We start from the raw sequence: 16,245 nt of genomic DNA on the forward strand, positions 1-16,245 counted from the left end.
TCCATCTAATCCTCTCATCGCAAATGTAACGCTACTAAGCGGCGCTACGGAAACGCAAAAAGTCCGCTATCGGCGTGCATTGGCACGCTTCGATAGCGGCATTATGGGCCATTGTGGCGGGTTTCGCTATATCCGTTGCTGCTTTTGCGGCCTGATAGCGCGATAGTTGCGGATAAATCGTAATGGCTGGTGTAGACTTTCCTTGGTGTTATTAACGCCGTAAGGCGGGCAGGATGTGTGAAGTTAGCTAACCGGCGAGCCGGTTATCTATCTTCACTGTCCCTTATTCGCGCCGGGGGCGCTCAACGGGTCATCCTGCTCTGCGAGGCAGCCGGCTACCGCCGGCATGAGAGACGAGGCGAGGCATGGAGAACGACGAAAAGGAACACGGCCGCCGGCGGCGGCAGCACCTGCGGGTGCCGGTGTTCCCCGAAGAGAAAGACGAGATCGAGGCGAACGCCAAGAGGGCGGGCGTCAGCGTGGCGCGCTATCTGCGCGACGTGGGCCAGGGCTACCAGATCAAGGGCGTCATGGACTACCAGCACGTGCGCGAGCTGGTGCGCGTCAACGGCGACCTTGGCCGCCTTGGCGGCCTGCTCAAGCTCTGGCTGACCGATGACGTGCGAACGCTCCAGTTCGGCGAGGCGACCATCCTGGCCCTGCTGGGCCGGATCGAGGCCACCCAGGACGAAATGAGCCGGATCATGAAGGCCGTGGTTCAGCCGAGGGCCGAGCCTTGACTTCTTTAGCGGCTAAAAAGCCGGAGGGGCGGCCATGATCGCCAAGCACGTGCCGATGCGCTCGCTTGGCAAGAGCGACTTCGCGGGCCTGGCGAACTACATCACCGACGCCCAAAGCAAAGACCACCGGCTGGGCCACGTGCAGGCGACGAACTGCGAAGCCGGTTCCATCCAGGACGCCATCACGGAGGTGCTGGCGACCCAGCACACGAACACCCGCGCGAAGGGCGACAAGACCTACCACCTGATCGTCAGCTTCCGGGCCGGCGAGCAGCCCAGCGCCGACACCTTGCGCGCGATTGAGGAACGCATCTGCGTCGGGCTGGGTTATGGCGAGCATCAGCGAATCAGTGCCGTCCACAACGACACCGACAACCTGCACATCCACATCGCCATCAACAAGATTCACCCGACGCGGCACACGATGCACGAGCCGTACTACCCGCACCGGGCGCTGGCGGAACTCTGCACGGCCCTGGAGCGCGACTACGGCCTGGAGCGCGACAACCACGAGCCGCGCAAGCGCGGCGCGGAGGGCCGGGCCGCCGACATGGAGCGGCATGCCGGCGTTGAAAGCCTGGTCGGCTGGGTCAAGCGCGAGTGCCTGGACGAGATCAAGGGCGCGCAGTCCTGGCAGGAACTGCACCAGGTCATGCGCGACAACGGAATGGAGCTGCGCGTCCGCGCCAATGGCCTCGTGTTCGAGGCCGGCGACGGAACGATGGTGAAGGCGAGCACAGTAGCCCGCGACCTTTCCAAGCCGAGCCTGGAGGCGCGGCTTGGCCCGTTCGAGGCTTCGCCCGAACGGCAGGCGCAAACCACCGCGAAGCGGCAGTACCGCAAAGACCCCATCCGCCTTCGCGTCAACACCGTGGAGCTGTACGCGAAGTACAAGGCCGAGCAGCAGAACTTGACCACGGCGCGCGCCCAGGCCCTGGAGCGCGCCCGGCATCGCAAGGATCGGCTGATCGAGGCGGCCAAGAGGTCGAACCGCCTGCGCCGCGCCACGATTAAGGTGGTCGGCGAGGGCCGCGCGAACAAGAAGCTGCTGTACGCCCAGGCGAGCAAGGCCCTGCGCAGCGAAATCCAGGCGATCAACAAGCAGTTCCAGCAGGAGCGCACGGCCCTCTACGCCGAGCACCGCCGGCGCACGTGGGCCGACTGGCTCAAGAAGGAGGCGCAGCACGGCGGCGCCGACGCCCTGGCCGCCCTGCGCGCCCGCGAGGCGGCCCAGGGCCTCAAGGGCAACACCATCCGGGGCGAGGGCCAGGCGAAGCCCGGCCACGCGCCGGCGGTGGACAACATCACGAAGAAGGGGACGATCATCTTCCGCGCCGGCATGAGCGCCGTGCGCGATGACGGTGACCGCCTGCAAGTCTCCCGCGAGGCCACGCGCGAAGGGCTGCAAGAAGCCCTGCGCCTGGCGATGCAACGCTACGGCAACCGCATCACCGTCAACGGCACGGTGGAGTTCAAGGCGCAGATGATCCGCGCCGCCGTCGATTCCCAGCTACCCATCACCTTCACCGATCCGGCTCTTGAGAGCCGGCGGCAGGCGCTTTTGAACAAGGAGAACACCCATGAGCGAACCGAAAGACCAGAGCATCGAGGACGAACTGGACGCGGCGCTGGCGGCCCTGGACAGCGGCCCGCTGCCGACCAGCACGCTACCGGAGCCGCAGCCGTCGCCCGAGCAGGCGACGGCCGGCCAGCCGCCGGCCGAGGCGACCGCGCCGACGCCGGCCTTCACGCCGCCACCGTCCACCGGAAGCCCGACGTTGGACGCCTTGGAAGAAAACCGCCGCCCCAAAGCCAGCACCGTTTGCGAGCACTGTCCGAACTCGGTGTGGTTCGCATCGCCGGCGGAAGTGAAGTGCTATTGCCGCGTGATGTTCCTCGTCACGTGGAGCAGCAAGGAACCCAACCAGATCACGCACTGCGACGGGGAATTTCTCGGCCAGGAACAGGAGTAGGCCAGACGCCGCCGGGCGTCGCCGCCGCCGACAAGTACATCGCCGAACGCGAGGCAAAGCGCCTAAAAGGTTTCGATATACCGAAGCATTCCCGATATACTGCCGGTGATGGTGCGCTCACGTTCCAGGGCACCAGGACTATCGAGGGCCAGGCGCTGGCCCTCTTGAAACGAGGTGATGAGGTCATGGTTATGCCCATCGACCAGGCCACGGCCCGGCGCTTGACGCGCATCGCGGTCGGCGATGCCGTCTCGATCACCGCGAAAGGCTCCATCAAAACGTCGAAAGGAAGGAGTAGATGAAGATCAAGATGAACAACGCGGTAGGGCCGCAAGTCCGAACCGCCAAACCGAAGCCGAGCAAGCTGCTGCCGGTGCTGGGCGCGGCCTCGATGGTCGGCGGCCTCCAGGCCGCGACGCAGTTCTTCGCCCACACGTTCGCCTATCACGCGACCCTCGGCCCCAACGTGGGCCACGTGTACGCGCCCTGGTCGATCCTGCACTGGACGTACAAGTGGTACAGCCAGTACCCGGACGAGATCATGAAGGCCGGCAGCATGGGGATGCTGGTTTCGACCGTGGGCCTGCTGGGCGTGGCCGTGGCGAAGGTCGTCACGTCCAACAGCTCGAAGGCGAACGAGTACCTGCACGGCTCGGCCCGCTGGGCCGAGAAGAAGGACATTCAGGCGGCCGGCCTGCTGCCACGCGAGCGCAACGTCCTGGAGATCGTCACCGGCAAGGCCGCACCCACGGCTACCGGCGTGTACGTGGGCGGCTGGCAGGACAAGGACGGCAATTTCTTCTACCTGCGGCACAGCGGCCCCGAGCACGTGCTGACCTACGCGCCCACGCGCTCGGGCAAGGGCGTCGGCCTGGTGGTGCCCACGCTGCTGTCGTGGGGCGCGAGCAGCGTCATCACCGACTTGAAGGGCGAGTTGTGGGCCTTGACCGCCGGCTGGCGGCAGAAGCACGCCAAGAACAAGGTGCTGCGCTTCGAGCCGGCCAGCACCTCGGGCGGCGTCTGCTGGAATCCGCTGGACGAAATCCGCCTCGGCACCGAATACGAGGTGGGTGACGTGCAGAACCTTGCCACGCTGATCGTTGACCCGGACGGCAAGGGCCTGGACTCGCACTGGCAGAAGACCGCCTTCGCGCTCCTGGTCGGCGTGATCCTGCACGCGCTGTACAAGGCCAAGGACGATGGCGGCACCGCCACGCTGCCGTCCGTCGATGCGATGCTGGCCGACCCGAACCGGGACATTGGCGAGCTTTGGATGGAAATGGCGACCTACGGGCACGTAGACGGCCAGAACCATCACGCCATCGGCTCGGCGGCCCGCGACATGATGGATCGGCCCGAGGAAGAAGCCGGATCGGTGCTGTCCACGGCCAAGTCGTACCTGGCCCTGTACCGCGACCCCGTGGTGGCCCGCAACGTCAGCCGGTCGGACTTCCGCATCAAGCAGTTGATGCACGAGGACGACCCGGTAAGCCTCTACATCGTCACCCAGCCCAACGATAAGGCCCGCCTGCGGCCGCTGGTGCGCGTCATGGTGAACATGATCGTGCGCCTGCTGGCCGACAAGATGGACTTCGAGGGCGGCCGGCCGGTGGCGCACTACAAGCACCGGCTCTTGATGATGCTGGACGAGTTCCCGAGCCTCGGGAAGCTGGAGATCATGCAAGAGTCGCTGGCCTTCGTGGCCGGCTACGGCATCAAGTGCTACCTCATCTGCCAGGACATTAACCAGCTCAAGAGCCGCGAGACGGGCTACGGCCACGACGAAAGCATCACGTCGAACTGCCACGTGCAGAACGCCTACCCGCCCAACCGCGTCGAGACGGCCGAACACCTGTCCCGCCTCACCGGGCAGACCACCGTGGTGAAGGAGCAGATCACGACCAGCGGCCGCCGCACGGCGGCGATGCTGGGCCAGGTGTCGCGCACTTACCAGGAAGTGCAGCGGCCCTTGCTGACGCCCGACGAATGCCTGCGCATGCCGGGGCCAAAGAAGAACGCCCAGGGCGAGATCGAAGAAGCCGGCGACATGGTGATCTACGTCGCGGGCTACCCGGCGATCTACGGCAAGCAACCCCTGTACTTCAAAGACCCAGTGTTCTCGGCACGCGCCGCGATCCCTGCGCCCAAGGTCAGCGACCGCCTGCGCGCCGTCGCACAGGCCGAGACGGAAGGGGAGGGCATCACGATATGAGCCGCATCCTGAAACGCATCGCGGCAGGCGTCGTCATCGCGGGCGTGGCCGCCCTGCTGCTGGCCGCCGGCGGCTATGCCGCCGGTGCCCGCGTGAACACCACCAAGAGCATTCCGGTCGGCCTGTACTGGACGAGCAGCGCGCCGGTGGAGAAGGGGGCCTACGTCCTCTTCTGCCCGCCGCAGCTCGGCGTGTTCGATGACGCCAAGGAGAGGGGCTACATCGGGGCCGGCTTCTGCCAGGGCGGCTACGGCTACATGATGAAGCGCGTTTTAGCCGCTAAAGACGATGCCGTCGCCGTCGCCGATGACGGCGTGCGCGTCAACGGCGAGCTGCTGCCCCTCAGCGCGCCGATCAAGGCCGACAAGGCCGGTCGGCCGCTGCCGCGCTATCAGTCCAACAGCTACACGCTCGGCAATTCCGAGGTGCTGCTTATGTCGGACGTGAGCGCCACATCCTTCGACGGCCGCTACTTCGGCCCGATCAATCGTTCGCAAATCAAGACCGTGATCCGTCCGGTCATCACCTGGTAGGGAGACACACCATGCGCCTTTTCATCGCAGAAAAGCCGTCCGTCGCCAAGGCCATCGCCGGCGAGCTGGGCGCGACCGGCAAGGGCGACGGCTTCATCGAGTGCGGCACCGACAAAGTGACCTGGTGCTTCGGGCACATGCTCGAACAGGCCGACCCCGACGAGTACACGCCCGATGACGTGCCGCGCGGCCAGTCCGGCAAGAAGGTCTGGCGCGTCGATGAGCTGCCCATCATCCCCGAGAGCTGGATTCTCAAGCCCAAGGACGACGCGAAGAAGCAGCTCGCCGTGATCGGCAAGCTGCTCAAGGAGGCCAAGGAGATCGTCAACGCCGGCGACCCCGACCGCGAAGGCCAGTTGCTGGTTGACGAAGTGCTGGAGCACTTCCGCAACAGCAAGCCGGTGCGCCGCTTTTGGGTGAGCGCGCAGGACTCCGTTTCCGTCAAGCGCGGCCTGGCCGCGTTGAAGGAGAACACCACCTATGCAGGCTGGGCCGACGCTGCACGCGGGCGGCAGCGCGCCGACTGGCTGATCGGCATGAACCTCAGCCGCGCGTACACGCTGCGCGCGCAGCGCGGCGGCTCGCGCGCCCTGCTGACCGTGGGCCGCGTGCAGACGCCGACGCTGGCCCTCGTGGTCGCCCGCGACCGCGAGATCGAGGCATTCAAGGCCGTGCCGTACCACACCATCCGGGCGGTGGTGCAGCACGCCGGCGGCAGCTTCGCCGCCGCATGGAAGGCGAAGGAGGATCAAGCCGGCCTGGACAGCGAAGGCCGCCTTGTCGATACCGCCGTCGCCGACGCCCTGGTGGCCGCCGTCAAGGGCCAGCCGGGCACCATCGCCGCGTACAAACAGGAGGCCAAGAAGCAGAACCAGCCGCTGGCCTTCGCCCTGTCCGACATTACGGCACTGGCCTCGGCCAAGTTCGGCTACAGCGCCGAGGACGTGCTGAACACCTGCCAGGCGCTCTACGAGACGCACAAGCTGACCTCGTACCCGCGCACCGACTGCGCCTACCTGCCGGAGTCGCAGCACGCCGACGCGCCGCGCGTGCTGGAGGCGATCAAGCACGTCAACCCCGAACTGGCCGGCCTGGTCGATGGTGCCGATCCGCGTATCAAGTCCAAGACGTGGGACGACTCGAAGATCACCGCGCACCACGGCATCGTGCCGACCATGCAGAAGGGCAGCAAGGCCGCCCTCAGCGAGCGCGAGCGCAACATCTACGACCTGATCGTGCGCGCCTACCTGGCGCAGTTCTACCCGCTGCACGAGTACATGCAGACCACCGTGGGCGTCGAGATCGCGGGCGAGAACTTCGCCGCGAGCGGCAAGGTAGTCACGCGCAACGGCTGGCGTGACGTGTACAGCCAGGCCGACGAGGAAGGCGAGAAGGACGAGGACGACGACAGCGGCACGCAGGCCCTGCCGTCGATGGCCCAGGGCGACGCCGTGACCTGCACGGACGCCACCCGCAAGGACGCCAAGACGAAGCCGCCAGCGCGCTTTACCGAGGGCACGCTGATCCGCGCGATGGAGAACATCCACAAGTTCGTCAGCGATGCCGAGCACAAGAAGATGCTGCGCGAGGGCGACGGCATCGGCACGTCGGCCACCCGCGCGTCGATCATTTCCGAGTTGAAGCGGCGCGAGTTCCTGGCCGTCAAAGGCAAGCAGATCATCAGCACGACCCTCGGCCGCAGCGTCATCGACGCGCTGCCCGAGGTTGTGAAAAGCCCGGTGCTGACCGCGCTCTACGAGCGGATGCTGAAAGGCGTCGAGCAGGGCACGGCCGCCCTGGACGCCTTCATCACGAAGCAAGAGACGTTCATCCGCGACCAGGTGGCGAAGGCCAACAGCGGAGCCGTGACCATCGCCGGCGGCAAGGAAGCCGCGCCGGTGTCATCCCTTCACAAGTGCATGGCCTGCGGCAGCGGCTTGTCGCGCCGGCCGAGCAAGAAGAAGGGGCAATTCTGGTGGGGTTGCAGCAACTTCCCCACATGCAAGCAGACCTACCCCGACCTCAAGGGTCGGCCCGACTACAGCAAGGGCCGCAACGGCCCGGCATCCGAATGACCACAGCGAAGGAGATCGACCATGAACGAGCAAACCACCACCAACACCGCCGCCCACGACGAGCCGCTGGCCGTCCTGCCGCCGGTTGACGACGACGCCGCCGGCCGCGAGGCCGTGCGCGAGAAGATGGCCGACGCGCTGACGCCCGGCTTCCAGGTCGAGTTCGACCCCGACGAAGCCGAGCGCGTGGGCGCGTTCGTGGAGGACGCGCTGTCCGAGCAGGACGCCGCCGCGAGCGGCGACGACCTGGTGGAAGTCGATGGCGCGCTGGAGCCGGCATTCCTGGACGACGAAGGCCCGAGCGCCGACATCCCGCCGTTCATCACCACCACGAACGCCCGCGAGCTGTACGACCTGCGGCCCGGCGAGACGGTTGCCCAGGCCGCCGCGCGCAAGGCTTCGGAGGGCTGACCCATGCCGATCACGAAAGCCGAGGCGCAAGGGGTGACGCGGGCTTTCGTCCGCGACTACCCCGGCGCGCTGGAGCTGGCCTACAAGTTCCGCGAGGACGCGGCCGAGCTGTACGGGCCGCGAGCGGCCGAGGTGCCGGCCGACATGAAGGGCGGCTACGTGCCCAAGGAGACGCTGCACGCCGGCCGCGCCTACCGTGGCCGCGTGGACGTGCCCTTGCAGAACGTCGAGAGCGCCAGCGACCTACTGATGACGCTGCGGCACGAGGTGCTAGGCCACTACGGGGCCAACACCTTCGCGCCGGGCGAGAAGCGCGCCTTGCTGGACGGCCTGGCGGCCGCCCGCAACGAACCCACCCTCAAGCCGCTATGGGATGACGTGAACCGGCGCTATGCCGGCCAGTCCCTGGACGTGCGCGCCGAGGAAGTGTTTGCCCTGCACTGCGAGGGCATCGAGCCGAGCCAGCACCAGGTCGCCGACCAGGTGCAGCAGCGCGGCCAACAGTCATTCACGGAAACCTGCATCGCCCGCGTGCGGCCCATGCAGGCCGACGACCTGCACAACATCGTGTGCATGGTCGCCCAGGGCCTGCGCGACCGTTCCCGGACACAGCAGAACTTCCCTCAGTTCAACGAGCTATTCCGAAGGGACGAGAACATGGAGCCGAAGAAGCCGTTTCACGAAGTCGTGGCCGAAAAGCTGATCGAGCAGCTCAAGGCCGGCACCGCACCGTGGCAAAAGCCGTGGGAGCCGGGCGAACCCAACGCCTACCTGCCGATGAACCCGACCACCGGCAAGCGGTACAAAGGGATCAACGCCATCCACCTGATGGCCCAGGGCCGCAGCGATGCGCGCTGGATGACCTACAAGCAGGCCGCCGCCGTGGGCGCGCAGGTTCGCAAGGGCGAGAAAGGCACGCCGGTTCAATACTGGAAGTTCAGCGAAGAGCAAGACAAGCTGGACGACAGCGGCCGGCCCGTCCTCGATGCGAAGGGCCAGCCGGTCAAGGAAACCGTCATGCTGGAGCGGCCGCGCGTGTTCTTTGCGACCGTGTTCAACGGCGAGCAGATCGACGGCCTGCCGCCGCTCCAGCCGAAGAAGGAACAGACTTGGAACGCCGTCGAGCGCGCCGAGCACATCCTGAAAGCCTCGGGCGCGACGATCACCCACGCCGCCGGTGATCGGGCGTTCTACCGCCCTTCGACCGACAGCATCACCCTGCCGGAGCGCGGCCAGTTCCCCAGCTCCGACCGCTACTACGCGACCGCGCTGCACGAGCTGGGCCACTGGACGGGCCACGCTTCGCGCCTTGACCGCGACCTGGCGCACCCGTTCGGGAGCGAGGGGTACGCCAAGGAAGAGCTGCGCGCCGAGATCGCTTCCATGATCGTCGGCGACGAGCTGGGCATCGGCCACGATCCGGGCCAGCACGCCGCCTATGTGGGTTCGTGGATCAAGGCGCTGCAAGACGAGCCGCTGGAGGTGTTCCGCGCGGCCGCCGATGCCGAGAAGATTCACGACTACGTGCTGGCCTTCGAGCAGAAGCAGGTTCAGGAGCAAGACCAGCAGCAGAGCCAGGCCCAGGACGAAGCCGTGGCCCAGGCCCTGGCCGTGGACATTGCCGAAGTCCTGGACAACCCGGACGTGTCTTTCAGCCACTACCAGGCATTCCAGGGCGACACCCTGGAAGACGCCTTGCGCAGCCGTGGCCTCGAAACCGTGGGCAGCATCACCGGCACCGATCCCGAGCAGTTCTACGCGGTCGCGCATGACCGGCTGTCGCCGGTGTTCGGCATCGACCCGAGCCACACCGACACCGACAACGCCTACCTGGAGCGCAAGGGCTTGGCGCAAGAGTTCGCCAACATGGCCGAACAGCTCCACCTCGCGCAGCAGCTCCAGCAGCACGGCGAACAGATCGTGTCGAGCATCGACGCCGAAGCCAGGTGGAGCGACGGCCAGCGCATCTTTGCGTTCCACGACCAGGACGGTGAACCCCACCAGGTTCGCAGCCTGGACGAGCTGAACAACTACGCGCCCGACCAGTTGATGGCCCTGCCGGCGCTGACCCAGCAGCAAGCGGCCGTCGCAGACCAGGAGGCGAACATGACCCCACCGACCAACGACCAGGCGGCCGCCCTGCTGGCCGCCCATCCTGCCGACGCGGTGCAGGGCATCGAGCAGGCCGCCGCCGCGCGCCGGCAGCTCGCCGCCGGCGAGATCGACGGCCAGGCGTTCGCCGACGCGACCCGTCAACACCTTGGCGTTGAGCTGCCGCCCGACTGGAGCGGAGAGCTGCGCATCGTCGGCGTGGCCGAGCAGGACGGCCAGACCGTCGATGCCGCCCAGGCCGGCATCGAGCCGCAGGCGTTCCAGGTCTACGCGCGCAAGGCCGATGCGCAGTTCGGCGAGGACGCCTTTGCCTTCGTCGCCGGCACCCGCACCGAGGGCCAGGCCGAGGCTCTGGCCGAGCGCCTGCACCTGGTCGATGCGCTGGGCACCGACAACCAGCACGAGCGCGCCGCCAAGCTGGCCCGCGTGCAGGAAGAGCGTGTACGGCGCGACCCCAACGCGACCGAAGAGGACATTTCAGCCGCTAAAGAGGCACGCAAGACCGCCGAGGCGTCGGCCATGCTCAACGACAGCGACGCGCAGCGCCGCGCGGCCGAGCTGGAGCGCCAGGAACGCGAGCGGCAGCAGGCGCAGCCGCAGGCCGAGAAGCCCGAACGGCAGTACATCAACGTGCCGTACAAGGAGAAGGACGAGGCCAAGAGCCTCGGGGCGCGTTGGGATCGGCAGCAACAGTCCTGGTACGTGCCGCCGGGCACCGATGCCGCTCCCTTCGCCAAATGGGCGCAGGGAGCCGCTACAGCGGCCGTAGAGCCGCGTTCGGCCCAGCCGGCACCCGAAGCCCAGGGCGAGGCGCAGAAGCCCGCGCAGCAGGCCCAGCAGGCCCGCCAGTACCTGGCCGTGCCCTACGAGCAGCGCAACGCGGCCAAGGCCGCCGGCGCGCTTTGGGACAAGGCCGCGAAGTCCTGGTATGTCGGCCCGCGCGCCGACGCGGCGAAGCTCGAACGCTGGAAGCCCGAGAACGTGCAGGCCCAGCAAGGGCCAGCGATGACGCCAAGGGAAGAGTTCGCCGAGGCCATGCGCAGCGCCGGCCTGTTCACCGGCAGCAACGCCCAGGGCGATCACCCGATCATGGATGGCAAGCGGCACCGCGTGCCGGTCGAGGGCGGCAAGAAGGGCGCGCTCGATGGCTTCTACGTGGGCCACCTGGACGGGCACCCGGCCGGGCGGATCATCAACAACAAGACCGGCACGGACATTACCTGGAAGAGCAAGGGCTACGCCTTGAGCGACCAGGAGAAGGCCAAGCTCCAGGCCGAGGCGGCCGAGAAGCTGGCACAGCGAGCCGTCGAGCAGGACAAGGCCCAGGAGGCCACCGCGCAGCGCGTCGGTCGGCAGATGGCCGACCTCGTGCCCATCGAGCAGCCGACGCCCTACCTGCAAGCCAAAGGCATCCAGGCGCAGGCCGGCGTGATGACCGACCGCGAAGGCCAGAAGACCTACATCCCGGCCTTCGACGCAGAGGGCAAGCAATGGACGATGCAATACATCCAGGAGGACGGCACTAAGCGGTTCGCCAAGGACTCGAAGAAGGAAGGATGCTTCCACCCGGTCGGCGGCATGGACGCCCTGGCGGCCGCGCCGGCGCTGGTGATCTCGGAGGGCTACGCCACGGCGGCCCAGGTGGCCGAGGCCGTGGGCCACGCCACGGTCGCCGCCTTCGACAGCGGCAACCTTGAGGCCGTGGCGAAGGCGCTGCACGCCAAGTTCCCGGACAAGCCGGTCATCATCGCCGGCGACGACGACCGGCACCTGGTCATGACCCACGGCAACAACCCCGGCCGGGAGAAGGCCGAGGCGGCCGCCCAGGCCGTGGGCGGCAAGGCGATCTTCCCGATCTTCGCGCCGGCCGAGAACACCTACCCGCGCGACTTGCCCGCCATCACGCCCGACAGCTTCAAGACCCACCTGCGCGCCGAGCAGCGCCTTGCCGACGCCGCCGCCGGCAAGGTCGAGCTGGCCGGCGACGAGGCGGCCAAGCTCAAGGCGTCGATGTTGAGCGGCGCGCAGATCGCGGCGCTGTCCACGATGAAGCAGCACACCGACTTCAACGACTTGGCGCACAAGAGCGAGCTGGGCATCGAGGGCGTGAAGCGGCAGATCGGCGCGGCCATCAGCCAGGTGCAGCGCGACGAGCAGCAGCACCAGGAGCAGAAGCACGTCGAGAAAAAGCAACAGCAGATCGAGCAGCGCCCACGGCGGGCCGCTCGCATCGGATAAGTCGAAAAATCCGGCTAAAGTGGCCGAGCTGCACATCAGGCCGCGCGGTTTTCCTCCCTGATCGCCGGCGCGGTTTCTTCCTCCCTGAACCGCATGCAGACTTGCCGCCTCGGACACCCCGAGGCGGTTTTTTTTCGCCTCGCTCGGGGTCTCCTCGTTTTCAGTGCAATAAGTGACGGTACGCAAAGCTAGCACTGGCGCGGGGGTGGTCTGGGTAGACCGTTGATTTCATTGACTTTCCTGTTCGCTTTGTAAACGGGTATGGTGGCCTCCCACTTTTGAGGTTCACGATGCAGGGTTGGCACACAACGTTTTTGGGGATGCGTGGGCTCCCCCGCGATATCAGCGACTTCGAGATGAAGGCATTTTTCACCTTCGATGGTGCCGAGCGCGACGCAATCAATGCACGCCGAGGTGATTCCCACAAGCTTGGTCTGGCGCTCCATATTGGTTTCCTGCGCATGAGTGGGCGTTTGCTCGGTGCCTTTCGGGTAATTCCAGTAGCCTTGTGGCGCCACCTTGGCAACGAGCTTGGCATTGCAGCACCAGAAGTCGCCTCGCTGAGAGCCATGTATGAACGCGGGCGCACGCTATTCGATCACCAACAAGTAGCCTGCACGGTCCTTGGATTCCAGTGGATGAGCGAGCACCAGCGCCGCTCACTGGTACGTGAACTGCGCGACGAAGTGGCGCGCTGCGCCGACCGCGATCAGCTACTCGTGCGGGCGCGTCAATGGCTGTACAAGAACAAGCTGGTGATCGTGCACGAGCGGGCAATTCGGACACTGATTGCGGCGGCACTTGCCCAGCTTGAAGTTGAAACAGGCACCGCCATCGCCGCCAGCGTTGATCCAGCAACACTTGATCGCTGGCGAGCCTCAGTTTCAGAGCTGCGCCCAGATGGACAAACCCAGCAGAGTTGGCTATGGGCTGCACCGGCGAAACACTCAACCCGCCAAATCAGCGAGGTACTGGAGCGCATCGACCTGCTTTACACGCTGGACGTTCATAAGCACCTGGCAGACATCCCCGATCTCATCTTGCGCCGCTACGCGCGCCGACTTGTCTCCAGGCCGCCCTCAGCCGGAGCCAAGATCAAAGAGCCAGCGCGCACCGTGGAGGTCGCATGCTTTCTTCGGTATTGCCTGTTCACCACCACAGACCAGTTGATCCTTATGGTGCAGCGCCGGATCGCCGATCTGTGGCGTCAGGCTGCCGCCGATGTCCCCGCTACCGTCAATTGGGCCGCAATGTACAAAACGCTGCTCGGCGAACTTGTTGCCTTGAGCGCGCAAGGTGCGGTGCCAGATGCTGAGTTGCGTGCCCGTCTTGAAGCCTTGATCACCGAAACCCAGAAACGCAAACCACCGAGCAGGGCCTCCCTGGTCCGCGAGGGATTGATTGATGGAATTCGCCCCGTGCGGTCGTTGCTCGTCGCCATTGCAAAGCTGCCCTGGCAGGCCACCGGCGAGCATCCTGCCATCGAGTACCTTGCCAAGCTGCAAGCTTTATATCTCAAAGGATCCAGAAAGCTGCCAGTTGAAGTGGTGGCACCAAGTCTGGGAATGATCTGGCAGGTTTCGATCTCCAGCCCAGACCGGGAACGGGCGTTTCAGGCGTTGGAGGTGGCCACCCTGTTTGCCCTGCGCCGCGCGGTGCGCAATGGCTCGGTCTGGATTGAGCACAGCCTGAGCTTTCGGGGTCGTGCGCGCTTGTTCTTCACGGACGAGCGTTGGCAGGCAGAGTCCAAGAAACACTATGCCCGTCTATCGTTACCCAGCAAGGCTGCCACTTTCTTGAAGCCTTTGCTGGCCAGAGTAACTGCCGGTGTCGATGCGGTGGCCGCTGCAGCCCGCAGTGGCGTACTGCGCGTGGATGATGAACTCCATTTGTCGCCATTGCCCGCAGAGGACGAAGACCCAGAAGTGACCAAGCTGCGCGCGGCTTTGGATCACCGCATCGGTGAGGTTCAATTGCCGGAAGTGATTCTGGCCGTTGACGCCCAGGTGCGCTTTAGCTGGATCATGCTCGGACGTGAGCCGCGCTCTACCGACGAGCTGCTGATGGTCTATGCCGGCATCATGGCCCACGGCACCAGTCTGACTGCGGTCGAATGCGCGCGCATGATTCCGCAATTGTCTGCCACCAGCATTCGCCAGGCCATGCGCTGGGCGCGGGACGAACGGCGTCTGAGCCAGGCCTGCCAGGCTGTGCTGGAATTCATGCAGCGACACCCGATTGCCGCCACCTGGGGGCGGTCCGATTTGGCATCTTCTGACATGATGAGCATGGAGACCACCAAACGGGTGTGGCAAGCCCGGCTTGATCCTCGGCGCAACACACCTTCCATTGGAATCTACTCCCATGTAAAAGACCGGTGGGGCATCTTCCATGCGCAGCCCTTTGTGCTCAATGAGCGCCAGGCGGGCGTGGCCATTGAAGGTGTCATCCGCCAAGAAAAGCTGGAGACCAGCCAGCTTGCTGTGGATACCCATGGCTACACCGACTTTGCCATGTCACATGCCCGTTTGCTTGGTTTTGATCTTTGCCCGCGGTTGAAGGAACTCAAACAGCGCCACCTCTTTGTGCCACGCGGCACCAAAGTGCCCGCAGAAATCGCTGCGGTGTGCGAAGCCAATGTCGACGTCGCTTTGATCGAAAAGCATTGGGATAGTCTGGTGCACCTGGCAGCCTCGGTCATGAGCGGACATGCCAGTGCGGTGGCAGCTCTTGCGCGGTTCGGTTCTGCCGCCCAGGGCGATCCAATCTATGAGGCTGGCGTGCAATTGGGGCGGTTGCTGCGTACGGCGTTTTTGGCTGACTACTTTGTCAAGGACGCTTTCAGGAACGAGTTGCGCCGGGTGCTCAATCGGGGCGAGGCTGTTAACGCCCTCAAGCGCGCCATTTATACCGGCCGGATCAGCCCGGCGCAGGCCAAACGTGTCGATGAAATGCAGGCTGTGGCCGATGCGTTGAGCCTGATGGCCAACATCGTGATGGCGTGGAATACCTCACAGATGCAGGCGGTCCTGGATCGCTGGTCGAACCGCCGCCAGGTCATTCCACCGGAACTGATCGGGAAGATTGCGCCCACCAAGCTGGAGAGCATCAACTTGCGGGGTGTGTTTCGCTTCCCGGTTGACCGCTATGCTGACCAAATCCTGCCTTCGCGGCCAAATGCATCGATAACTGGCACCAATGGATGAAACCGACCACGGTTTGACGCCACGAATCGCAGATTTGAAAGTGAACAGGAAAGTCAATGAAATCAACGATCTACCAACACCACCTCCGCGCCAGTGCTAGCTTTTCGTACCGTCACTTATTGCACTGAAAACGAGGAGACCCCAACGTGGACATCCAGATGCGCACCAATGTGCCGCACATCTTCGCCATCGGCGACATCGTGGGCCAGCCCATGCTGGCGCACAAGGCGGTGCACGAGGCGCATGTGGCAGCCGAAGTCATCGCCGGTGAACTGCAAGGCAACAAGGAACTGGCCGCTGCCGCCTTCAACGCCCGCGTCATCCCCAGCGTGGCCTACACCGACCCCGAAGTGGCCTGGGTGGGGCTCACCGAAGACCAGGCCAAGGCCCAGGGCGTCAAGGTCAAGAAAGGCCTGTTCCCCTGGGCCGCCTCCGGCCGTGCCATTGCCAACGGGCGCGACGAAGGCTTCACCAAGCTGCTGTTCGACGACAGCCCCGAAGCAGGATCAGGAGACGGCCATGCTGGCCGGGGCCACGGCAAGATCTTGGGCGGTGGCATGGTCGGCACCCACGCGGGCGACATGATCGGAGAGATCGCGCTGGCTATCGAGATGGGTGCCGACGCAGTGGACATCGGCAAGACCATCCACCCGCATCCAACCCTTGGCGAATCCATTGGCATGGCGGCGGAAGTGGCGCATGGCAGCTGCACGGATGTGCCGCCTGCGCGCAAGTAAGTCCGCAG

Annotated in this window: 8 protein-coding genes and 1 pseudogene; all 9 read left to right on the forward strand. The window is 65.5% G+C overall.

Annotated elements, in window-relative coordinates; all coding sequences use genetic code 11:
- The first annotated feature begins 365 nt into the window (after positions 1–365).
- Positions 366–740 carry a conjugal transfer transcriptional regulator TraJ gene (gene traJ, locus RD110_RS27195; protein ID WP_000426567.1) on the forward strand — a complete coding sequence of 125 codons (375 nt, stop codon included), beginning with the start codon at positions 366–368 and terminating at the stop codon, positions 738–740.
- Between the two features lie 34 nt (positions 741–774).
- Positions 775–3,015 carry a TraI/MobA(P) family conjugative relaxase gene (gene traI, locus RD110_RS27200; RefSeq protein ID WP_011117146.1) on the forward strand — a complete coding sequence of 747 codons (2,241 nt, stop codon included), beginning with the start codon at positions 775–777 and terminating at the stop codon, positions 3,013–3,015.
- A complete protein-coding gene (locus RD110_RS27205; protein ID WP_000694765.1) occupies positions 3,012–4,925 on the forward strand; it encodes a type IV secretory system conjugative DNA transfer family protein in 1,914 nt (637 codons plus the stop codon). Before traI ends, RD110_RS27205 begins: the two co-directional genes overlap by 4 nt.
- Entirely contained in the window at positions 4,922–5,458 is a 537-nt protein-coding gene (gene traF / locus RD110_RS27210) for a conjugative transfer signal peptidase TraF (RefSeq protein WP_006122512.1), read from the forward strand. The genes RD110_RS27205 and traF overlap by 4 nt, the downstream gene beginning before the upstream one ends.
- Before the next feature lie 11 nt (positions 5,459–5,469).
- A complete protein-coding gene (locus tag RD110_RS27215; RefSeq protein WP_011114056.1) occupies positions 5,470–7,533 on the forward strand; it encodes a DNA topoisomerase III in 2,064 nt (687 codons plus the stop codon).
- Positions 7,534–7,554: 21 nt separating this feature from the next.
- On the forward strand, positions 7,555–7,944 hold the full coding sequence (locus RD110_RS27220) for a protein TraD (RefSeq protein WP_006122510.1): 390 nt from the start codon (positions 7,555–7,557) through the stop codon (positions 7,942–7,944).
- A 3-nt stretch (positions 7,945–7,947) separates the two neighbouring features.
- The gene (locus RD110_RS27225) at positions 7,948–12,294 is read left to right on the forward strand and encodes a zincin-like metallopeptidase domain-containing protein (protein WP_011117147.1); all 4,347 of its coding nucleotides are present in this window, start codon (positions 7,948–7,950) and stop codon (positions 12,292–12,294) included.
- Between the two features lie 290 nt (positions 12,295–12,584).
- Complete coding sequence (locus RD110_RS27235) at positions 12,585–15,500, forward strand: Tn3-like element IS1071 family transposase (RefSeq protein ID WP_044402914.1); 2,916 nt, start codon at positions 12,585–12,587, stop codon at positions 15,498–15,500.
- A gap of 131 nt (positions 15,501–15,631) precedes the next feature.
- Positions 15,632–16,237, forward strand: a pseudogene (locus RD110_RS27240) (FAD-dependent oxidoreductase); the annotation flags it as partial.
- Between the last annotated feature and the right edge of the window lie 8 nt (positions 16,238–16,245).

It is taken from the genome of Rhodoferax koreense (assembly GCF_001955695.1).
Taxonomy (GTDB): domain Bacteria; phylum Pseudomonadota; class Gammaproteobacteria; order Burkholderiales; family Burkholderiaceae_C; genus Rhodoferax_B; species Rhodoferax_B koreensis.